At 58.8% G+C, this 21,970-nt stretch carries 19 protein-coding genes; 11 read left to right on the forward strand and 8 right to left on the reverse strand.

The window, feature by feature from the left end:
• From ACXZ66_RS03345 to ACXZ66_RS03355, 3 genes are read right to left on the reverse strand one after another with little or no spacing between them, the layout of a single operon-like run.
• Positions 1 to 1,239, reverse strand: coding sequence for a hypothetical protein (locus tag ACXZ66_RS03345; RefSeq protein ID WP_458750487.1), 1,239 nt, complete (start codon positions 1,237 to 1,239; stop codon positions 1 to 3).
• Between the two features lie 21 nt (positions 1,240 to 1,260).
• Positions 1,261 to 2,205: a C40 family peptidase gene (locus tag ACXZ66_RS03350; RefSeq protein ID WP_458750488.1), complete on the reverse strand. Its 945-nt coding sequence runs from the start codon at positions 2,203 to 2,205 to the stop codon at positions 1,261 to 1,263.
• Entirely contained in the window at positions 2,202 to 2,501 is a 300-nt protein-coding gene (locus ACXZ66_RS03355) for a hypothetical protein (RefSeq protein WP_458750489.1), read from the reverse strand. Before ACXZ66_RS03355 ends, ACXZ66_RS03350 begins: the two co-directional genes overlap by 4 nt.
• Positions 2,502 to 2,570: 69 nt before the next feature.
• Here ACXZ66_RS03355 and upp point away from each other — a divergent pair, with 69 nt between their 5' ends.
• The 4 genes from upp to ACXZ66_RS03375 all read left to right on the forward strand — a co-directional run bounded on the left by upp (position 2,571) and on the right by ACXZ66_RS03375 (position 6,537).
• A complete protein-coding gene (upp, locus tag ACXZ66_RS03360) occupies positions 2,571 to 3,206 on the forward strand; it encodes a uracil phosphoribosyltransferase (RefSeq protein WP_458750490.1) in 636 nt (211 codons plus the stop codon).
• Positions 3,207 to 3,331: 125 nt separating this feature from the next.
• Complete coding sequence (locus ACXZ66_RS03365) at positions 3,332 to 3,766, forward strand: helix-turn-helix domain-containing protein (RefSeq protein WP_458750492.1); 435 nt, start codon at positions 3,332 to 3,334, stop codon at positions 3,764 to 3,766.
• A gap of 102 nt (positions 3,767 to 3,868) precedes the next feature.
• The gene (locus ACXZ66_RS03370; protein WP_458750493.1) at positions 3,869 to 5,071 is read left to right on the forward strand and encodes a M20 family metallopeptidase; all 1,203 of its coding nucleotides are present in this window, start codon (positions 3,869 to 3,871) and stop codon (positions 5,069 to 5,071) included.
• 59 nt (positions 5,072 to 5,130) lie between these two features.
• Positions 5,131 to 6,537, forward strand: a complete 1,407-nt coding sequence (locus tag ACXZ66_RS03375; RefSeq protein WP_458750494.1) for an NAD(P)H-quinone dehydrogenase — start codon at positions 5,131 to 5,133, stop codon at positions 6,535 to 6,537.
• Between the two features lie 18 nt (positions 6,538 to 6,555).
• On the opposite strand, the gene ACXZ66_RS03380 is transcribed toward ACXZ66_RS03375, so the two are convergent.
• On the reverse strand, positions 6,556 to 7,884 hold the full coding sequence (locus tag ACXZ66_RS03380; protein ID WP_458750496.1) for a short-chain fatty acyl-CoA regulator family protein: 1,329 nt from the start codon (positions 7,882 to 7,884) through the stop codon (positions 6,556 to 6,558).
• Positions 7,885 to 8,119: 235 nt separating this feature from the next.
• Between ACXZ66_RS03380 and prpD the strand changes: the two genes are divergently transcribed.
• From prpD to ACXZ66_RS03405, 5 genes are all read left to right on the forward strand, one after another.
• A complete protein-coding gene (gene prpD / locus ACXZ66_RS03385; protein WP_458750497.1) occupies positions 8,120 to 9,631 on the forward strand; it encodes a 2-methylcitrate dehydratase PrpD in 1,512 nt (503 codons plus the stop codon).
• Positions 9,632 to 10,552, forward strand: a complete 921-nt coding sequence (gene prpB, locus ACXZ66_RS03390; protein WP_458750498.1) for a methylisocitrate lyase — start codon at positions 9,632 to 9,634, stop codon at positions 10,550 to 10,552.
• Positions 10,553 to 10,585: 33 nt separating this feature from the next.
• Positions 10,586 to 11,725 (forward strand): bifunctional 2-methylcitrate synthase/citrate synthase, encoded by a 1,140-nt coding sequence (locus ACXZ66_RS03395; protein WP_458750500.1) that lies wholly within the window; start codon positions 10,586 to 10,588, stop codon positions 11,723 to 11,725.
• A gap of 247 nt (positions 11,726 to 11,972) precedes the next feature.
• Positions 11,973 to 15,386 (forward strand): pyruvate carboxylase, encoded by a 3,414-nt coding sequence (locus ACXZ66_RS03400; RefSeq protein WP_458750502.1) that lies wholly within the window; start codon positions 11,973 to 11,975, stop codon positions 15,384 to 15,386.
• A 384-nt stretch (positions 15,387 to 15,770) separates the two neighbouring features.
• Positions 15,771 to 16,160: a hypothetical protein gene (locus ACXZ66_RS03405; RefSeq protein WP_458750503.1), complete on the forward strand. Its 390-nt coding sequence runs from the start codon at positions 15,771 to 15,773 to the stop codon at positions 16,158 to 16,160.
• 10 nt (positions 16,161 to 16,170) lie between these two features.
• Here the strand turns inward: ACXZ66_RS03405 and ACXZ66_RS03410 are convergent, their stop codons facing one another.
• The 3 genes from ACXZ66_RS03410 to ACXZ66_RS03420 form a co-directional block, all read right to left on the reverse strand.
• The gene (locus tag ACXZ66_RS03410; RefSeq protein ID WP_458750504.1) at positions 16,171 to 16,656 is read right to left on the reverse strand and encodes an N-acetyltransferase family protein; all 486 of its coding nucleotides are present in this window, start codon (positions 16,654 to 16,656) and stop codon (positions 16,171 to 16,173) included.
• Between the two features lie 19 nt (positions 16,657 to 16,675).
• A complete protein-coding gene (locus tag ACXZ66_RS03415) occupies positions 16,676 to 18,448 on the reverse strand; it encodes an acetyl/propionyl/methylcrotonyl-CoA carboxylase subunit alpha (RefSeq protein WP_458750506.1) in 1,773 nt (590 codons plus the stop codon).
• Positions 18,449 to 18,621: 173 nt separating this feature from the next.
• Positions 18,622 to 19,506: a sulfurtransferase gene (locus ACXZ66_RS03420; protein WP_458750508.1), complete on the reverse strand. Its 885-nt coding sequence runs from the start codon at positions 19,504 to 19,506 to the stop codon at positions 18,622 to 18,624.
• A gap of 287 nt (positions 19,507 to 19,793) precedes the next feature.
• Here ACXZ66_RS03420 and ACXZ66_RS03425 point away from each other — a divergent pair, with 287 nt between their 5' ends.
• Complete coding sequence (locus ACXZ66_RS03425) at positions 19,794 to 20,864, forward strand: Cj0069 family protein (RefSeq protein WP_458750509.1); 1,071 nt, start codon at positions 19,794 to 19,796, stop codon at positions 20,862 to 20,864.
• Positions 20,865 to 20,962: 98 nt separating this feature from the next.
• On the forward strand, positions 20,963 to 21,400 hold the full coding sequence (locus ACXZ66_RS03430) for a DUF4282 domain-containing protein (protein ID WP_458750510.1): 438 nt from the start codon (positions 20,963 to 20,965) through the stop codon (positions 21,398 to 21,400).
• A gap of 154 nt (positions 21,401 to 21,554) precedes the next feature.
• Here the strand turns inward: ACXZ66_RS03430 and ACXZ66_RS03435 are convergent, their stop codons facing one another.
• Entirely contained in the window at positions 21,555 to 21,953 is a 399-nt protein-coding gene (locus ACXZ66_RS03435) for a DUF3151 domain-containing protein (protein WP_458750511.1), read from the reverse strand.
• Positions 21,954 to 21,970 lie beyond the last annotated feature (17 nt).

Raw genomic sequence — 21,970 nt, forward strand, 5'->3', positions numbered from 1 at the left:
CTAAAACTTGGAGAACCGCTTGATCAGCATGTTCTCCAATTCCTTCCAACCCTCAACCTTGTCGGTAAACGGTGCGGAAGGAACATAACCGGCCTGCTCATTCGAGCCGAGCATGTATCCGAGGTATTCCTGCATCCGCGGGTTTGCCAACAAGAAGGAGTTCAAAGAATCATCCTGAGCCCAATCGGCGGCATCAGCGATCAGCTCATAGGCCTTGCCCAGCTGCTGTGTATCTACAGCATCTGGGCCTTTTTCTATATCTTCGGCAATGCCATTGAAAGAGTAGGAATTATCCCTGTGCACGGTAAATTCCAGTTCGCCGGAGTGCGCCGCGCTGACCAGATCGTCCCACGTGGACACATTTGCTAGGTCGTGCTCAGTATTGTCCAGCATCCAACGCACCAGCTGCTTGCCGGTTGGGAAGGTGAAAATCTCACCGAACCGGCCCAAGAACACAGGATCGCCCGCTAGGTAGGTGCGAAGTGTGTAGACGCTTTGGCCCTGGATGGTGATCTTCAGCGGGTCGATGCCAGCGGCTGCCCATGCCGACGTGTCATAAGGATCCGCGGCGGCGCGCTCCGCTTCGAGTTGAGCCTGGGCCACTTTTTCTGCTTCCTTGCGGTCCTTGCCGGCCTGAATAATTCGGGTGGCAGCAGCGTTAATAGATGCCTGATCAAAAGAGGACGTTTCGACGACGCGGATAACCTCGTCGAGTGACTTGACCACCTTTTCCCAATTGGTCAGCACGATGCGACCCACTGCGGACCATTCACCAGCGCCCTGTTCGCCGTTGTAGTGGTCGGACCCGCGAGTCACGTTACCCAGAAGCGAGTGTGAGGCGAAGAAGATAACGGCCTCCTCGGCGCCTCCTACCTCTGCAAGCGAAGCAGAGATCTTAAAAATCCGCGCCAGTGTGGAAACATTGTCGTGGCTCGGGCGATCAGCAAGCAGCAAGGGCGCACCGATAATGTCGTAGTACTGCTTATCGGTGGGGACCACGCGGTCTGCGCCCATGGCGGTGAAATCGGCCCAGTTGGGGTGGGAAGCTAAGTCATGGCGCGTGTTACTTTCGAGGTGAACAAGCAATTCTTCCGGGGTGTGGAAAACCAAAACCTTAGTGTCATCGCCGTAGAAGGCCTGCCATTCGGAGCCACCCTCTTTCCACGTGGGGGCCCACAAGGTGTAAAAGTCACCTTCGGTCAATGAGATTTTTACAGGGAGAATCGCGCGCGTGCTCATAGACACCGACTCTACTAAACGTTAGCCCGTCGGTCGCCAGAAGCCCTGAAAGCCCATCCCAATATTTTCCGTGCGTACCGGGTTCATCTGCACGGGATCACCAGCCTCAATCATCATGCCGTCCTCCGCATACATGGCAACATGTCCGTCCCACACCACCAAGTCACCGGCCTGCAATTCCTCGTAGCTGACTTGGCGGCCGACGGCTTGGCTCTCTGCGGTACGAGGGATCTCTACACCGGCTTGGCCATAGGCCCAGGAGGTCAGCCCGGAACAATCGAAACCGCCAGGTTGGGAGCCACCCCAGACATAGGGTGTGCCCAACTGGTTTTTCGCAGCAGCAACGGCTGCTTCGCCCGCGGGATTTCCACCGGAGTTTTCCGGAGGCGTTTCCACAGGTGGTGCGGGCTCTACAGAAGGTACGGTTTCTGGCACCGCCATCGAGGCTGCATCAAATACAGGAATAGGGTCAGAGCCAGATAAAGGGCTGTCTGCAACGCCCGCACTTACCGGTGCAGCCACCGGCTCTGAATCCGAGACCAGTGATTCCAATTGTGCAGCAATCGGTGCTAGTTCTTCCTCTAATTGAGAGAGGCGTTGTTCTGCTTCAGCCAGGCTGCGCAGGCCCTGAACTGATACCTCGATAGTTGCAGCTGGTGCTGTTAGCGGGTTGCTCAGTGCACCCACGCGCGAGGTGGCGTAGCCCAGGAAATCTTGGGCTATGGACCATAAATCTGTGCCTGCGGAAAGAATGGGGCCGGTGGAGGAGGCCACGGCCTCGTCGATAAGCGTGCCTGTGTGCTCTAACTGCTCAACGTGGCGGTAGAACAAACTCGGGTTACCGCCGACGATGTCGGCTAAAGGTAGCGCCGCATCGAAGCTGGGCAAGTTGCCTAGGGTGGTGGCGGGCAGTGGTGAGGGGATTTTCTGGGCGATCTGTGAAATCGGGGAGATGAGATCGATCATGGAGCCAACCCCTGAAGTTCCTGGCCCAACGCTTCATCGGACGCGATCGCGCGGTGTGCCAGCGTGGTCATCTCATCGGCGTGAAAATGCGTGCGGGCATGGACCTGCGTGGACTCGGCGTTGTAATGCTGCCATGCCCGGGTAAGCGCCTGACTAATGCGGGCCAATGGGCCGATGCCGGCAAGAGGTACCTCGGGTGCTTGGGGCAGATTGGCGGCATCACCGCGCAAGGAGGCAATCAGGGAGTGGGAAAGTGCAGGATCTAGGTTTAAAGCAGTATCCGGAGAAGTGTTCATATCTACTTAGACGGCATTTTTCAGGGATCGGTTCCATCTCCTAGACAATTTGCTTCTAGCATGTAGTGCATGGACATTACTGTGGTTGATCACCCCCTTGCCGCTTCCCGGCTGACCATCATGCGCGACGAGCGCACCGACAACGCTGGTTTCCGCGCTGCCCTCGCCGATCTCGGCGCCATGTTGATCTATGAAGCCTCCCGCGATCTAGAAACCGAGCACTTTGAGTGCAAAACCCCCGTGGCCGTGGCCGACGGTGTGCGTTTGAAGAATCCTCCGATCATCGTGCCCATTATCCGTGCTGGTCTCGGCATGATTGACCCAGCGCTGTCGATGATTCCGGATGCGCAGGTGGGCTTTATCGGCATGGCCCGCGACGAAGAAACTCACGAGCCTGTGCCTTATCTCGAGGCGCTTCCCGACGACCTCACGGGCCAACCGGTCTTCCTTGTCGATCCGATGCTGGCCACGGGCGGTTCGTTGATCCACTCGCTCAAGCTATTGGTCGAGCGCGGCGCCGATGACATCACCGTGGTGTGCATGGTCGCGGCGCAGCCTGGCGTGGACAGGTTGGAGGAATCGAATTTCCCGATCCGCTTGGTCACCGCAGCCATCGATCCAGAACTTAACGACGATGCCTACATCGTTCCGGGCCTCGGCGACGCCGGCGACCGCCTCTACGGTCCACGTAACATCCATCTCTAAAGCCCCACCCGTAGCCTGCTGTTTCGCTCGCCCTGTGAATATTAGTCAGCTGTTATAGCCTCGTGAAGGAAAATGAGAAGGCTATAAGTAGTACCACCTGGGGGAAGGTGACGGGGCGGGGCGTCATGTCAAGTAAAAGGGTTATTCCACATTGGGCAAGCTACGGGTTCAACCTGTCCAGCCGGATCCGCCGGCTACGCATTATGCGGGGACTATCGCAAAGCAGGTTAGCCGAGCTGTCCGGGGTCTCGCGCTCGCTGATTTCCATGCTGGAGCGCAATCACTACAACAGTGATCGCAGTGCCGATCCCACGCTGTCTACTATGTACAAGCTGGCCGCGGGGCTCTCCGTTCCCCCGGCCGTGCTCTTGCCCGGGGTGGCGCAAATGGTTGAAGAACACTGCCCCGATAACGCAGGTATCTCCGAAACGGGTGCACAATCGCTGCCGAAAATGAATCTCCAGTGGCCTCGCACGCGGGAAGATACGGCGCGCTACCACCCGGATTTTATTGCCGAAGGCCGCCGCGGCCAGCGACCACGGTTTCGTATTTGCTACTAAAAAGTTAACCTGCAAGCAGAGCAGTTAACCATACCGCTTAGTCTAGTTGTAGACTTCCTATCCAAGAGGTTTTATTGATCAACGCGGTAGGAGAGTGCACAAGTGGGTATCGCAGCCGAAGTTCAGAGTTGGTTGCTTGAGCATGGCGATCAGGTAATTTCATGGCGCCGTCACCTGCACTCCCACCCCGAGTTGTCCAACAAAGAGTACGAAACTACCGACTTCATTGAAGCAGTGCTCATGGAGCACGGTCTCAGCCCGGTACGATTCCCAGGCACTGGCTTATACGTCGATCTTGGCCCGACCGGGGAGAATCGTCTTGCCTTCCGCGCGGACATCGATGCCTTACCTATCCATGAGATCACCGGCCTTGAATACGCCTCGACTCACCCCGGGGTCTCGCACTCATGTGGCCACGACGTGCACACCACCATCGCTCTCGCGCTTGCTTGTGCATTGTCCACAATTGAGCTGCCACATGGCGTGCGCGTGATTTTCCAGCCCGCCGAGGAGATCATGACAGGCGGAGCCGCAGACGTTATTGCCCACGGCGCGCTCACCGGAGTCGGGTCCATTTTTGCCTTGCATGTCGAGCCGAAATTGAAGGTAGGAAAGGTCGGTGTACGCACCGGAGCGATCACTTCAGCCACTGATGTGATCACTCTCAATGTCCGTGGCGCAGGTGGTCATACCTCACGTCCGCACCTGACTAGCGACGTGGTGTACGCACTGGGTGCGGTGATCACTCAGCTCCCAGCTTTGCTCTCGCGCCGGGTCGATCCGCGCACCGGCACCGTCTTGGTGTTCGGTCAAGTCGAGGCAGGCTTCGCACCGAATGCAATCCCACAATCCGGACGCATTCGCGGCACGCTGCGCACCGCCGACATCACCACGTGGCGCGAATTGGAGCCACTCGTTTATGCCTTGATCGAATCCATCATTGCGCCCACTGGCTGCACGTTTGAGCTGGAATACCAGCGTGGAGTGCCACCTGTGCTTAACGACGACGTCGCCACCGCACTTCTCGCCGAGGCCGGTCGGGCAGTAGATCCGCAAGGGGTTGTTAACGCGCCGCAGTCTTCTGGCGGCGAGGATTTTTCGTGGTATCTCGAGCACGTCCCGGGCTCGATGGCACGGTTGGGATGTTGGTCGGGCGAGGGCGACCAGCAGGATTTGCACCAGGGCGATTTGCTTGTCGACGAGCGCGCGATCGGTGTCGGTATCCGCCTATTCGGCTCGGTGGTGGAACGTTTTGTTGCAAAACAGTCAGAGCCTGGGGATTTCGACGGCGGCTTACTTCACTAGTTGCTTGAAATATCGCTACACTAGTCACGGAATTTAAAGACAAAAAAGGAGATATCCCTGTGTCCAAAAAGATCGTGATTATCGGTGGCGGACCCGCCGGTTATGAGGCCGCCCTTTCTGCAACAAAGTTTGAGGGTGACGTCACGCTGATCGAGGAACAGGGCATCGGAGGCTCTGGAGTCCTCAAGGATGTAGTCCCTTCCAAGAGCTTTATCTCCGGCGCAAACATTAAGACCGACTTGCGCCGTGCCGACGATATGGGCCTTAACCATGGTCTTGGAACTGCGGACCTGTCGCTGCAGGCACTGAACAACCGCGTCATGGCGCTGGCCTCTGAACAGTCCCGCGATATCCGCGAACAGCTCACCCGCCTAGGCGTCAATCTGATCTCCGGCCGAGCACGTTTTGCCGCTAATCAGTCGGCACATACCACTCACTCCGTTGAAGTGATGCCGCATGAAGGCGACGCCTACGTTATGGAAGCCGACATGGTTCTCGTGGCCACCGGTGCTTCGCCTCGCGAGCTTGACGGCGCAAAGCCAGACGATGAGCGCATCTTGACTTGGCAGCAGGTCTACGACTTGATGGAGATGCCAGAGCACCTCATCGTGGTTGGCTCCGGTGTCACCGGTGCGGAGTTCGTCTCCGCATTTGCCGAGCTCGGCGTCAAGGTCACCATGGTGGCATCGCGCGATCGCATTTTGCCTCACGACGACGCGGATGCCGCCGACGTGCTGGAAACAGTTCTTGCAGGTCGTGGCGTTTCCCTGGAGAAGCACGCTCGCGTGGAAACCGTTACGAACACCGGCGAGGGCGTTATCGTGCGCACCACCGACGGACGCGAAATTCACGGCTCGCACGCAATCATGTCCATTGGTTCCATCCCGAACACTCAGGACCTGAACCTGAGTTCGGTGAAAGTCAACGTGTCGAAGTCCGGTCACATTCAGGTTGACCGTGTCTCGCGCACCAATATCCCAGGTATCTACGCTGCCGGTGACTGCTCTGATTTGTACCCGCTGGCATCCGTTGCTGCGATGCAGGGACGCATTGCCGTCTATCACGCTCTCGGCGAAGGCGTTACCCCGATCCGTTTGAAGACTGTGGGCAACGCAGTGTTCACCCGCCCGGAGATTGCTGCTGTTGGCGTGACCGAGAAGGAGATCCTCGACGGCGAAGTTCAGGCCGACATTGTCAAGCTTGATTTGAGCACCAACCCACGCGCGAAGATGCGTTCTCTCAAGCACGGCTTTGTGAAGCTGTTTGCTCGCAAGGGTTCCGGCCAGCTCCTCGGTGGTGTGATTGTTGCACCAACGGCATCCGAGCTAATCCTCTCGCTGACCGTTGCTGTAACCAACAACCTCACCGTAAGCGATCTGGCGGAGTCTATGGCGGTCTACCCATCGCTGTCCGGTTCCATCACCGAGGCTGCACGTCGCTTGGTTTCCAAGAGCGACCTGGATTAACCTGCGGCTAATCCAGAATTAGTCAGCGCGCACTGTCCGGTAGGCCAACTCGGTGGTGAGGTTGAGGTCGAGTGTGACCTTGCGTCCTTCCACGGGGAACGCGCGCTGAGCGCATTCTTCGCGCTGACAGGTCCCGCACCCAGGCCCGATGGGCATCGCGGACTGAGGGTTCAGATTCAGCTGGTCGGAATAGACCAAGCGGTGCGCTTGCTCTAAGTCGCAGCCCAGCCCCACCGCGAATTCTTTGGCAGGGGTACCAAACCCGCGCGATGCACCCTGGACCATGCGTGCGATCCACAAGTAGGTTCGCCCATCCGGCATGGCAGCAACCTGGCGAGTGATGCGGTTGGGGGTTTCAAACGCGCGGTGCACCACCCACAAAGGGCACGCACCACCTGTGCGTGAAAAGTGAAACGACGTTGCCGATTGACGCTTGGAAATATTGCCCGCGCGATCCGTTCGGACGAAAAAGAAGGGGACCGAACGCGAACCCGGGCGCTGCAGCGTGGATAAGCGCTGGCAGGTGGACTCGAAGCTGGTACCAAAACGCTGAGCAATCAGGTCAATGTCATAGCGCGTGCGCTCGGCCTGGGCCAAGAACGTGCCGTAGGGCATGACCACCGCGGCGGCGTAATACTGCGCTAGGCCAAGCCGGGCGATTTGTTTTGATTCCTCACCGGGCAGGTCGGCCACGTAGTCGTCGATACGCGATGCTTCCTTCATTAAACCGTGCTGGAACGCTAACTCGAAGCACTGCTGTGCCTCTGTCATGCCGGGGCCGAGGCGCAGCTCGCGCGCGATTGGATCGTAAATGCGGCGCGGGCCGCCGGTGTGTTGGTTGAAGCGCACGGAGACATCGAAGTTGGTATCAAGCGCGGTGGCGATGCGGGTCAGGCGGATTTGGGGGGAGCCGGCCCAGGTGGCGAAGTTCTCGGCGGCGATATCAAGGTCGTGGAAGTAGTTGTTTGCGTCGTAGAAGAAGTCGCGCACTACCTCGTAGGGTTGGATCGTGTGCTCCCTTGCCTGATGCGGAAGTTGAACAATTTGCTGTGCCAGGGTGGGGAAGCGGGCGGCGAAATCGCTGAGTTCCTCGGTGGGGGTGTCGGGCAGAATCTCGGCGAGTTCGTTGACCGTGCGAATGTCGTGCTCGCTGGAGAAATACGAAGCTTCGATGCCGAAGGAATCAGTCAGCTGCATAAGCACCGTGGCAGTGAGCGGGCGCTGATCGTTTTCTAGCTGGTTCAGGTAGCTGGTGGAAATGCCGAGCTGGCGGGCCATGTCCACTTGGGTGAGCTCATGATGTTTACGAAGCGTGTGAATTCGTGCCCCCGCGAAGAGCTTGCTCATGTGCGTGCCACCGTCCTTTTCTTGCCTGACCTGTATCTTTCACAGGTTTTACAAAGTTTACTAACTCATGCCACAACTTTACACATGCTTTACCGTGATGCGCGACACAACATTCTGACTACTATGACTTTCAACGCAGAAACCGCACGTAAAACAGTATTTGCAGGCTTCTTGCTCGGTTTTTGCCTAATTGAAAAACCGTTTTCACACTGATTCCCCCACAGAGAGGTCATCAATGATCAACCACGAAATTCGCACGCACAAGTCTGCAGAGGACTTCCCGTACGAAGAGCACTTTGCCTACAAGGTGGCAAAGGTCGCAGCTGACCCGGTCGAGGTGCCTGCTGACACCGTCGACATGATCATTAACCGCATCATCGACAACGCATCTGTGGCAGTGGCTTCCGTGCCACGTCGCCCAGTTACCTCCGCCCGCGTCATCGCGCAGGCACACCCAGTTACCGAAAACGGTGCGAAGATCTTCGGCGTTGAGGGCAAGTACTCCGCTGAGTGGGTTGCCTTCGCAAACGGCACCGCAGTGCGCGAGCTCGACTTCCACGACACCTTCCTGGCTGCTGAGTACTCCCACCCAGGCGATAACATTCCTCCAATGATTGCTGTTGCTCAGCACAAGGGCCTTGACGGCAAGACCCTGATCCGCGGCATCGCAACCGGCTACGAAATCCAGGTCAACCTGGTTAAGGGCATCTGCCTGCACGAGTGGAAGATCGACCACGTTGCTCACCTCGGCCCATCGGTTGCCGCTGGTATCGGAACCATGCTGGATCTCGATGTAGACACCATCTACCAGGCTGTCGGCCAGGCGCTGCACACCACCACCGCAACCCGTCAGTCCCGCAAGGGCCTGATCTCCTCGTGGAAGGCTTCGGCTCCTGCATTCGCAGGCAAGATGGCCATCGAGGCAGTCGACCGCGCAATGCGCGGCGAGGGCGCACCAGCTCCAATCTGGGAAGGCGAAGACGGCTTCATCGCTTGGATGCTGCACTCACCTGAGCACACCTACGTTGTGCCACTGCCAGCAGAGGGCGAAGAAAAGCGCGCCATCCTGGAGACCTACACCAAGGAGCACTCCGCGGAGTACCAGGCACAGGCACCAATCGACCTGGCTCGCCGCATGAAGTCCACCCTGGAAGAAAAGGGCCTGTCCACCGAGGACATCGAGTCCATCGTGCTGCACACCTCGCACCACACCCACTACGTCATTGGTACCGGCGCAAACGACCCACAGAAGATGGATCCAACCGCATCCCGCGAGACCCTGGACCACTCCATCATGTACATGTTCACCGTCGCACTCCAGGACGGCACCTGGCACCACGTTGACTCCTACGCACCTGAGCGCGCAGCCCGCCCAGACACCGTGGAGCTGTGGCACAAGGTGTCCACCGTGGAGGACCCAGAGTGGACCCGCCGCTACCACACCCACGACCCAGCGGAGAAGGCATTCGGCGCCAAGGCCGTCATCACTTTCAAGGACGGCACCGTTGTTGAAGACGAGATGGCTGTTGCAGACGCACACCCACTCGGTGCACGCCCATTCGCTCGCGAGCAGTACATCAACAAGTTCCGCACCCTGGCTAAGGGCCTTGTCTCTGAAGAAGAGCAGGACCGCTTCCTGGCCGCTGCACAGAACCTGGAAAACCTCACCGACCTGAACGAGCTGAACATCGTTGTTACCGACGAAGCTCTTGCTCAGGCTCCAGAAACCCCTGAAGGGATCTTCTAAATGTTCTCGTCTGTAAAGACACCAACCGAACGCCGCCAAGCACTGCGCGACTCCCTTAATTCCTCCACCATCACTAAGCTGCCGGGCGCATTTAGCCCACTGGTTGCAAAGCTGATCGAAGACATCGGCGGATTCGAAGGCGTCTACGTCTCTGGCGCCGTGCTGGCCAACGACCTTGGCCTGCCAGACATCGGCCTGACCACGCTTACCGAGGTTGCTGGCCGCTCCCGCCAGATCGCTCGCGCCACCAACCTGCCAATCCTGGTTGACGCCGACACCGGCTTCGGCGAGCCAATGAGCGCGGCACGCACCATCTCCGAGTTCGAGGACGCAGGCATCGCCGGCTTCCACCTCGAGGACCAGGTCAACCCGAAGCGTTGCGGCCACCTCGACGGCAAGGAAGTTGTTCCGCAGGACCTGATGGTTCGCCGCATTGCGGCAGCGGTCAATGAGCGTCGCGACGACACCTTTGTCATCTGTGCCCGTACGGACGCAGCCGGCATCGAAGGCATCGACAACGCTATCGAGCGTGCGAAGGCATACGCCGACGCAGGCGCCGACATGATCTTCACCGAGGCTCTGTATTCACCCGCAGACTTCGAGAAGTTCCGCAAGGCAGTTGACATCCCACTGCTTGCAAACATGACTGAGTTCGGAAAAACCGAGCTTCTGTCCGCCCAGCAGCTAGAAGACCTTGGCTACAATGCCGTGATCTGGCCGGTGACCACCCTACGCATCGCCATGGGCGCTACTGAGGAAATGCTGCGTGACATCTCTGCTACTGGTACCCAGGTGCCATGGCTGGACAAGATGCAGCACCGTTCTCGCTTGTACGAATTGGTTGATTACGAAAAGTACAACCAGTTTGACCAGAAGGTATTTACCTACTCGTTGGATTCTTACAAGTCCACATTCGAGTAAAGCACTTGAGCAAATTCATTTAGGAGCATCAACATGACTGAGCCAGATATCAAGAAGGGCCTAGCCGGCGTTTACGCTGACTACACCGCTATTTCCAAGGTCAACCCTGAGACCAACTCGCTGCTCTACCGCGGCTACCCAGTCCAGGAATTGGCAGAGAACTGCAGCTTCGAAGAGGTTGCTTACCTGCTGTGGAACAGTGAGCTGCCAACCGAGGAGCAGCTGAAGGAATTCCAGCAGGGCTGCTGGGACAACCGTGAGCTCGACGAGGACACCATCCGCGTGATCGAGTCCATGCCACAGGATTGCCACCCAATGGACGTGCTGCGCAGCGCGATTTCTTACCTGGGCACCAAGGATCCTGAGCACTTCACCCCGAACTCGGATCACATCCGCAACATCGCTCGCTCCCTGCTGGCGAAGATCCCAACCATCGTGGCACTGGACATCCGTCGTCGTCGCGGCGAGGGCTACGTCAAGCCGGACCCAACCCGTGGTTTCTCCGAGAACTTCCTCTGGATGGTCTTCGGCGACGGCCCGGATTCCCCAGTGAACAAGCCAGGCGACGTTGAGTGCTTCGAGAAGTCGATGATCCTCTACGCTGAGCACTCCTTCAACGCTTCCACCTTCACCGCTCGCGTGATCACCTCCACCCGGTCGGACACCTGGTCCGCACTGACCGGTGCAATCGGCGCTCTCAAGGGCCCACTGCACGGTGGCGCCAACGAGGCCGTCATGTACAACATGATCGAGATCGACGATCCAGCCAACGCTGAGCAGTGGTGCAAGGACAAGCTGGCCAACAAGGAGCTCGTCATGGGCTTCGGTCACCGCGTGTACAAGAAGGGCGACTCCCGCGTCCCAACCATGGAAGCCGCTTTCAAGAAGCTTGCTTCCGAGCACGAGGGCTCCGAGAAGTGGGTCGAGATGTACGACATCATGGCAAAGACCATGTACGAGAACACCTCGATTAAGATTCGCCCGAACCTGGACTTCCCAGCAGGTCCTGCGTACTACATCATGGGCTTCGATATCCCATTCTTCACCCCACTGTTCGTGATGAGCCGTATCACCGGCTGGACCGCGCACATCCTGGAGCAGTACGAGAACAACTCCCTGATCCGCCCACTGGCTGCCTACAACGGCCCAGAAGAGCGCCACATCGAGAAGTAATCTCACCCGCTCGAAATCGCCCCTGACGACGATCCTTCCACGCGAGGTGATCTCGGCAGGGGCGTTCTTTTTGCCTTACTTTTGCCCACTTTTACATCACTTTGGCGGTTCCACTGAGCAACACATCACTTGTGATCGCCCGCGTAACGTTAGACTCTTATTACACATATTGCTGAAAACTTTCCGCTACTTCGCAGCCAACCCTAAGACTTCGAAGCAGCGGGATCCTTGAAAGGAATAACCTTCCATGGCATCATCCTTGCCTTCGTTCAACAAGGTCCTTGTGGCCAACCGCGGTGAAATCGCGGTGCGTGCATTCCGTGCAGCCTTTGAAACCGGCGCGAAAACAGTAGCCGTGTACCCGAAGGAAGACCGCAACTCCTTCCACCGTCCGTTCGCAGATGAGGCGATCCGCATTGGTGTTGAGGGCCAGCCGGTCAAGGCTTACCTGGACATCGACGAGATCATCCGGGCTGCGAAGAAGTCCGGCGCCGACGCCGTCTACCCGGGCTACGGCTTCCTGTCTGAGCGCGCTGACCTGGCACGTAAGTGTAAAGAGAATGGCATCAAGTTCATCGGCCCAACCGCTGAGACCTTGGACCTGACCGGCGACAAGTCCGCCGCTGTTCACGCAGCTCAGGAGGCTGGCCTGCCGGTTCTGCACGACTCTGAGCCTTCCACTGATCCAAAGCAGTTGGCCGAGTGGGCAAAGGATTTCCAATTCCCAGTCTTCGTCAAAGCGGTAGCTGGCGGCGGTGGGCGAGGAATGCGCTTCGTCGAAAAGCTAGAAGACGTGGAGCGCCTGGCCACCGAAGCCTCCCGCGAAGCTGAAGCCGCATTCGGCGATGCTGCCGTCTACGTTGAGCAGGCTGTGATTAACCCGCAGCACATCGAGGTGCAGATCCTGGCTGACTCCCAGGGCAACGTCATTCACCTCTATGAGCGCGATTGCTCGTTGCAGCGTCGCCACCAAAAGGTTGTGGAGATCGCTCCGGCACAGCACATCGACGAAGCGCTTCGCGACGAGATCTGCGCCGACGCAGTGAAGTTCTGCCAGCACATTAACTACGAGGGTGCGGGCACCGTGGAGTTCTTGGTGGACGAGAACGGCAACCACGTGTTCATTGAAATGAACCCTCGTGTTCAGGTCGAGCACACCGTGACCGAAGAGGTTACCGGCGTGGACATTGTGAAGTCCCAGCTCTACATTGCTGCTGGTGCTTCCCTGGAAGATCTTGGCCTGCGCCAGGACGAAATCAAGGTCACCGGTGCCGCGCTGCAGTGCCGCATTACCACTGAGGATCCGAACAACGGCTTCCGCCCAGATTCCGGCACTATCACCGGCTACCGTTCCCCAGGTGGCGCGGGCGTGCGCCTAGATGGTTCGGTGTCTGTGGGTACCGAGATCACCCCGAACTTCGACTCGCTGCTGGTGAAGATGACCTGCCGCGGCTCGGATTTTGCAACTGCTGTTGCTCGCGCGCAGCGCGCGCTCAACGAGTTCACCGTTTCTGGTGTGTCCACCAACATCGGCTTCCTGCGCGCCCTGCTCAACGAGGCGGACTTCAAGGAAAAGCGCATCTCCACCGGCTTCATCGCCGAGCATATCCACCTGCTCGAGGCACCTCCTGCCACCGACGAGGCCGGTCGCATCCTGGATTACCTGGCCGAGACCACCGTGAACCAGCCCAACGGCGCGCACCCAGCAACCGTGCGTCCTTCCGACAAGCTGCCAAAGTGGGAGTACGACGAGATTCCACGCGGCTCCCGCGATGAGCTGCTCGAGCTCGGCCCGAAGAAGTTCGCCGAGAAGCTGCGCAACCAGACCGCGCTTGCTGTCACCGAGACCACCTTCCGCGACGCACACCAGTCGCTGCTGGCCACGCGCGTGCGCACCAAGACCCTGTTTGCCGCTGCGAAGCACACCGGTTACCTCACTCCAGAGCTGCTTTCTGTTGAGGCATGGGGTGGCGCAACCTACGACGTGGCTATGCGCTTCCTGCATGAGTCTCCTTGGGAGCGCCTGGACATCCTGCGTGAGGCGATGCCAAACGTGAACATCCAGATGCTGCTTCGCGGACGCAACACCGTGGGCTACACCCCGTACCCAGAGTCGGTGACTAAGTCCTTCGTGAAGGAAGCCGCATCCTCGGGCATTGACATCTTCCGCATCTTCGACGCGCTCAACGACGTTTCCCAGATGCGCCCAGCCATCGATGCCGTCCTGGAAACCGGCACCACCGTTGCCGAGGTGGCCATGGCTTACTCTGGCAACCTGCTTAACCCAGACGAGGACCTCTACACGCTGGACTACTACCTGAAGCTGGCGGAGCAGATCGTCGAGTCCGGTGCGCACATCATTGCCATCAAGGACATGGCTGGCCTGCTGCGCCCAGAGGCCGCACGCATCCTGGTTTCTGCGCTGCGCAAGGAATTCGATCTGCCAGTGCACGTGCACACGCACGACACCGCTGGTGGCCAGTTGGCGACCTACCTCGCGGCGGCTGCAGCAGGCGCCGACGCCGTCGACGTGGCTTCCGCACCGCTGGCCGGCACAACCTCCCAGCCTTCGATGTCTGCCCTGGTTGCGGCGTTTGCCAACACCGAGCGCGACACCGGCATCTCCGAGCAAGCAGTTGCCGACATGGAGCCATACTGGGAGGCCGTACGCCAGGTGTACGCACCATTCGAGTCCGGCATCCCAGGACCTACTGGCCGCGTTTACCAGCATGAGATCCCAGGTGGTCAGCTGTCTAACCTGCGCACGCAGGCAAAGGCACTGGGCTTGGAGGACCGCTTCGAGCTCATTGAGGATCGCTACGCAGCCGTGAACAAGATGCTCGGCCGTCCAACCAAGGTGACCCCATCGTCGAAGGTTGTCGGCGACCTGGCCCTGCACCTGGTTGGCGCAAACGTGGATCCGGCTGACTTCGAAGCCGATCCGCAGAAGTACGACATCCCAGATTCCGTGATCGGCTTCCTCTCTGGTGAGCTTGGTACCCCTCCGGGAGGCTGGCCACCGCTGCGCGAGAAGGCGCTCGCAGGCCGCGGCGAGATCAAGCACCACTTGGTTGAGGTTCCGGCTGAGCTCGCCGAGGATTTGCTTTCCGACGACCACGAGGTCCGCCGTGCTGCCCTGGACAAGTTGCTCTTCCCGAAGCAGTACGAGGAGTTCCTGGAGCACCGTCGCAAGTACGGCTACACCGACACCCTGTCCGACTCGACCTTCTTCTACGGCCTGCGCGAGGGCGAAGAGACCATCGTGGTTTACGGCGAGCCAAACACCGGCTCCACCCCGCTGGTTGTGCGCCTTGACGCTGTTGGCGAGGCTGACGAGAAGGGCATGCGCCAGGTAGTCCTTACCGTCAACGGCCAGATCCGTCCGATTAAAGTTCGCGACGAGAACGTGGATTCCACCGTTGCCGAGGTTGAAAAGGCTGACTCCTCCAAGCCGGGTCACGTGGCCGCACCGTTCGCGGGCACCGTCACCCCGAATGTGAAGGTGGGCCAGGAAGTCAAGGCCGGCGACCCAATCGCCACCATTGAGGCCATGAAGATGGAAGCGACCATCTCCGCAACTGTGGACGGCACGGTTGAGCGCGTTGCGCTGACCCAGCCAACCAAGGTTGAGGGCGGCGACCTGGTGGCAGTGATTTCGTAGCGCTGCTTGCTTGGGGCCTGTTAGGGCCTGGCCTGTTCGAGTTGATTCTGACTCGGGCAGGCCCTTTTTGCTGTGTTGGTGGGGTTGGGCGGCTCGATTTGTGGGTTGGGCTAATTGTGTACCGCTAATTAGCTCCGTTTTGGGCCAAAAACCGAGCTAATTAGCAATACACAATTAGCCAAACAGGGAAAAAGGGAAGGAAACCGGCCGAACAGGGCAGGAAACCAGGCCGAAAAACCGGCCGAAAACGGCCAGGCTCATGACCAGTTGGAATGCGCTTTCGATTCCACATCTAGTGGTGTCGAGTGGTCTTGAAACACTAGTGGTTGTAAACAGTTGGGCACTAAATCCAACTATCGCAACCGCCTATGAAAGAGGGCCACCATGCTGTCGCACGATCTGGTTTCACGAATGACCGAGGTTCGCGCGTTAATCGAACCGAATGTCACAGAGGACTCTATTCGTGAGGAATTGGAGTACAACGTTGCGCAGTACATCCCTTACATGGAGCAAAAAGGACATGGCAACCCAAAGGAAGCCGCCGTTGCCCTTGTTGCTGAACAGACGGAGCGAGACATCTACTTCCTCGAGCAACGCTACGACGAGCTCGGAGATGCTTACGAAGAGGATCTCAATATTGGTACAGCTAGGGCTCTAGAAGAGGAGGGCCTAGTACCCGGGTCGCAGGAGTGGCGGGAAAGATGGGATGAGACCCGTGAGGGGATCAAGGCCACGGTGCCTTTCGACGACTACGAGGGCCCGCTCATGCACTAAGGCCCAATCACTAGAGCTCGTAGCGCATCGCGCCGGGCTGAGAATGCTCCGGTACGTCCTTGAAGCCGTACTTCTCGTAGACGTGGCGGGCACGCGGATTGTCGGAGGCCACGGACAAAGCAACGGCGGGGGCGCCTTGGCTGCGGGCGAGGTTGAGGGCCTCGTCGAGAAGCGTGCGTGAAAGCCCGCGACCGGCGAAGCGGGACTCCACTGCGATGGCGAGCTCCGGGATGTCGGGGCCGAGGTTGGCCCAGCCGAGGGCATCGGGGCCTGACCAGTAACGCAGCCAGACGCCACCGGCGGGGATGCGGTTGGCGTCGAAAACGACGAAACCACCGTCGCGATCTGGATCCCAGTCATCGATATAACCGGTGATGTCGCGAAGGTGGTACTCGCTGACCTCGCGGGTCTCGTCGCCGAAGACGTCCGTGAGGTAGAAGAGGCGAGAGAGGTACGTGCGGTCAGATTCGGTGGCGCGGCGCATATGGAAATCCATAGCGCCCAACCCTACCTAACTACTTGATCTCCATGAGAACGGCAGCCTTGGTTACCTGGCCGCCAGCTTCAACGGCAAGACCGGTAACCTTGCCAGCCTTGTGGGCCTTGACTGGGTTCTCCATCTTCATGGCCTCGAGGACCACAACCACGTCGCCCTCGGCAACCTCGTCGCCCTCGGACACGTTGACCTTGATCACGGTGCCCTGCATTGGAGCGGCGATGGCATCGCCGGAAGCAGCAGCTGCGGCACCGCCGGAACCGCGACGCTTGCGCTTCTTCTTAGGGGCAGCGCCGCCACCGAAGGTCAGTGCTGCAGGAAGCGCGACCTCGATGCGACGGCCAGCAACCTCGACGACGAACTTCTTGTGAGGCTCGTTGGCATCTGGTTCAGGCTGATCTGCAGGATCGACGTAGGCCTCGATGGTGTTGTCCCACTCTTCTTCGATCCACTTGGTGTAGACGTCGAAGTGGTCGTCGTCGCCGACGAATGCAGGGTCTTCGACAACTGCCTGGTGGAAAGGAATCACGGTAGGCATGCCCTCGACCTTGAACTCGGCAAGAGCACGGCGGGAGCGCTCGAGAGCCTCAGTGCGAGTCTCACCGTAGACGATGAGCTTGGCCAACATGGAGTCGAACTGGCCACCGATGACAGAACCTGCGCGCACGCCGGAATCCACGCGGACACCAGGGCCTGCTGGCTCTTCGTAGACGGCAACGGTGCCAGGGGCTGGCATAAAGTTCGCGCCGGCATCCTCGCCGTTGATGCGGAACTCGAAGGCATGGCCACGAGGAGCTGGATCCTCCTTGATGCGCAGCTCCTGGCCCTCAGCGATGCGGAACTGTTCGCGGACCAGGTCAACGCCTGCGGTGACCTCGGTGACTGGGTGCTCCACCTGCAGACGGGTGTTGACCTCAAGGAAGGAGATCAGGCCGTCAGCGCCAACCAGGTACTCCACGGTGCCGGCACCGTGGTAGCCAGCTTCGCGGCAGATGGCCTTTGCGGAGGAGTGGATGCGCTCGCGCTGCTCATCGGAGAGGTAAGGAGCCGGAGCTTCCTCAACCAGCTTCTGGAAACGACGCTGCAGGGAGCAATCGCGGGTACCCATGACAACCACGTTGCCGTGCTCGTCGGCAAGCACCTGCGCCTCAACGTGGCGGGCCTTGTCCAGGTAGCGCTCAACGAAGCACTCGCCGCGGCCGAAGGCAGCGGTGGCCTCACGCGTTGCGGACTCGAAGAGCTCCGGGATTTCCTCGCGGGTATAAGCAACCTTCATGCCACGACCGCCGCCGCCGAAGGCAGCCTTGATCGCGATAGGCAGGCCGTGCTCGTCGGCGAAGGCGACAACCTCGTCTGCGTTAGCTACTGGATCCTTGGTGCCAGGAGCCATTGGCGCATTCGCCTTCTCGGCGATGTGGCGAGCGGTCACCTTGTCGCCGAGGGCGTCGATCGATTCAGGCGATGGGCCGATCCAGATCACGCCTGCCTCGATGACGCGGCGCGCGAATTCGGCGTTTTCCGCCAGGAAGCCGTAGCCAGGGTGCACAGCATCTGCGCCGGACTTAGCAACCGCATCGATGATCTTGTCAATGTCCAGGTAGGACTCTGCGCTGGTGGTGCCGCCGAGGGCAAACGCCTCGTCGGCGAGCTCCACGAAAGGTGCGTCAGCGTCTGGTTCCGCGTAGACAGCAACGGATGCGATGCCCGCGTCCTTCGCTGCTCGGAAAATGCGCACGGCGATCTCGCCGCGGTTTGCTACCAAGACCTTGGTGATCTTCTTATCTGTTGCCACTTGAGTAAGTCCTCCTGATGTGAACGCTAATAAACACCCATTGTTACACACCAAACGTGAGTAAACCGTCATGTTGTTTCGAGTCTAGGGTACTTTTAATTTTTTCCTAGGGGAAATCATCAACATTATCGCCTGCAAAACAACAGGTGTTACTTGTGATACCTTAAGGCAGCTTAGGCTTGGTCGCCCTGCGCGATAGGCATGCGCACCATGTTGCCCCATTCGACCCAGCTGCCGTCGTAGTTGAGCACATCTTCGAATCCCAGCAGGTACTTCAACACGAACCAGGAGTGCGAGGACCGGTCGCCGATATGGCAATAAGTCACGGTGGTCTTCTTCGGATCGAGCTGCGCGTAGTGCGACTCAATATCCGCACGCGGCTTGAAGCGCGCGTTCGGCAGCACCGCATCACCCCACGGCAGGTTCAGCGCGCCCGGGATGTGCCCTGCGCGCGCCACGCCCAAAGACTTGCCTGGGTGCACGCTTTCCTCCGCGGCCGTGGTGCCGGAATATTCGTCGGCGCCGCGGACGTCGATAAGCGTGACGTCCTCGCGGACGGATTGCAGCTTATCGACGAAAATACGCAGCTGTGAATCATCGCGCTCGACAACCGGGTAGTTGCTGGCAGGGTATTCCGGCACGGCAAAGGAGGTGTCGCGCTCTTCGCCCATCCATGCGTCACGGCCGCCGTCGAGCAGGCGCACGTCGGGGTGGCCGAAAAGTTCGAAGACCCACAGGGTGTAGGCGGCCCACCAGTTGGACTTGTCGCCGTAGATGACCACGGTGTCTTCGCGGGAGATTCCGCGGTCGCGCATCAGCTCGGCGAAGGCTTCGCCGTCAATGAAATCGCGGGTGACCTGGTTGTTTAGGTCCTTGTGCCAGTCAATGCGGACGGCGCCGGGGATATGGCCAATGTCGTAAAGAAAGGCATCTTCATCGGATTCCACCACTCGCAGCCCATCGACGCCGAGGCGCGCGGATAACCACGATGCCGAGACGACCTTTTCTGGGTGTGCGTACTTTTGGAATTCCGGGTTCGGATCAATTGGAACTGCCATGGCGGCGGAGACCTTCCTGCACGTTGATTGAAATGATGATTTTCTAATAAATACTCGTGTGCAACCTTACCTTTTTCAGCGTGGTTTCGTACGTGTCGGAGCCCTTATGTGTGCTTGGTTACTTCTTTTGCTAGAAGGCCTATGCAACTCGGCAGAAATTGGGGTTGGGCATTAATGTGTGATCTGCAATGGCCTAACGACTTGGAATGTAATAAGTGGTAGGGCTGTTTTTTAATGTAGAACAGGTCCTGCCCAGTGTATTGGACCTGCCCGAGAAAGGGATCCACATGCATAAAGCAATCGTTGTCTTTGAAGTAGAAGGTGGCTCGGACAAGTACTTCGACGGTCACCGCCGCGACACTATGCCAATCGTCAATGCCATTAAGGACAAGGGGTGGCACGCTGAAGTTGTCTACTACCGTCCTGAGTGGTCCGAAGCTCTCCTTGAGTACGTCTCCAACAATTTCGATGCCTATATCTCTCGCGTAAACCCGGGCAATATCCCGGGCGGCGAAGCCGGTTACTTCGACCTTCTTACCCAGCTCTCCGAGGCGGGCCTCGTGGGCATGTCCACACCAGCGGAAATGATGGCATATGGCGCGAAGGATGCGCTGGTCAAGCTCAACGACACCGACCTTGTCCCAAGCGACACCGCTGCATACTACGACCTGGAAACCTTCCACAACACCTTCCCAACCTCGCTGTCTTTCGGTGAGCGCGTGCTGAAGCAGAACCGTGGCTCCACAGGTTCCGGCATCTGGCGTGTGCGCTTGCTGGATAAGGAGTTTGCAGCTTCCGTCGAGCCAGGCACCGAACTTCCCCTGGACACCAAGATCAAGGCCACCGAGGCAGTGGACAACCACTCCGAGGTCCGCGAGCTTGGCGAGTTCATGGATTTCTGTGACCAGTACATCATCGGCGAAAACGGCATGCTTGTAGATATGCGCTTCATGCCTCGCATCGTTGAGGGCGAAATCCGCATCCTGCTGGTTGGCCCACACCCAGTCTTCGTTGTGCACAAGAAGCCAGCCGAGGGCGAAGACAACTTCTCCGCTACCTTGTTCTCCGGCGCAAAGTACACCTACGACGAGCCTTCCAAGTGGCAGGAGCTCATCGACTTGTTCGCAGAGGCTCGCCCTGTGATCGCAGAGAAGCTCGGCGGCGACAACATCCCACTGATCTGGACCGCAGACTTCATGCTCGACGATGGCCCAGATGGCCGCGACGCGTATGTTCTCGGCGAGATTAACTGCTCCTGCGTGGGCTTCACCTCGGAGCTAGACATGGGCATCCAGGAAATGGTTGCCGACGAGGCTATCAAGCGCGTCATGGCAAAGGCTGAGGCTGCGCTGGTTTAACCAGTTTTTGTGCAGAGGTTTTGATGCGGGTGGTCGCGTATCGGGATACGCTCGAAGTGCATCCCGTATCGTGATCACCTGACTTCAAGGAGCTAATTATGACCTCCCCGCAGGACCCTTACAACAACGAACGCCCTGATCAGAACCAATCAAACTACGGCTACAACCCGCAGCAGGGTTACCCGCAGTACCCCGCCGGTGGCTCCCAGCAGCAGAATGCGCAGCAGTCGGGTGGTGTGAGCTTCTTCGGTGCGCTCTTCGACTTCTCCTTCACCAACTTCATTACCATCCGCTTTGCCAAGGTCATCTACATTGTGGCCATTGTGTTCTTGGCCTTGTACTGGGCCTTCATGCTGGTGTTTTCCCTGTCCGCTTTCTCCGAAGGGATTGGCATTGGTTTGCTGGCGCTCTTCGCTGTGCTGATTATTGGCGGCCTGCTTTTCCTGTTCGGGATAATCATGGCGCGCGTGACCCTAGAGTTTTACGTTTCTATGGTGCGCACGGCTGAGAACACGAGCAAGATGGCACAGAAGTAACACGCTTTACGACGAAAAATCCCGCAACCTGGCTGGTTTCAGCTGGTTGCGGGAATTTTTGTGTCTTGGTCGATTCCAGAATCGACCATGCTGATTTAAAAGCGTTTTAGGTGCGGGAATAAGCACATAAATTGCGCGTGGTCGATAACATCGGTTAGTCGAGCAGCTCAGCCACCGCAGCCGGATCAGCATCCGAAAGCATGCCACGGCAGCGGTCGTACTCGGCCTCGTCGCCAATTGCCTTGGACGTCAGCGCCAACATAGCGATGGACTTCAGCACACCCTGGTTAGGAACGTGGCTGTAGGGGACAGGACCCCAACCCTTCCAACCGTTAGCGCGCAGGCGATCTAGGGAGCGGTGGTAGCCGGTGCGGGCGTAGGCGTAGGCGACGAGTGGGTCGCCGCCCTCGAGCTCGTCCTCGGCGCGCGCAGCCCAGACGGATGGGGAATCGGGGTGGGCGTAGGCGGTGGAGTTATCTAGCAGATCCTTGCCCTGGGCCGGATCCTCGGGAAGGCGAAGGGGCTGAGGGGCGAGCATGTCGTTAATTTCCATGAGGCCTAGGTTACCCG

It is taken from the genome of Corynebacterium sp. S7 (assembly GCF_054401105.1).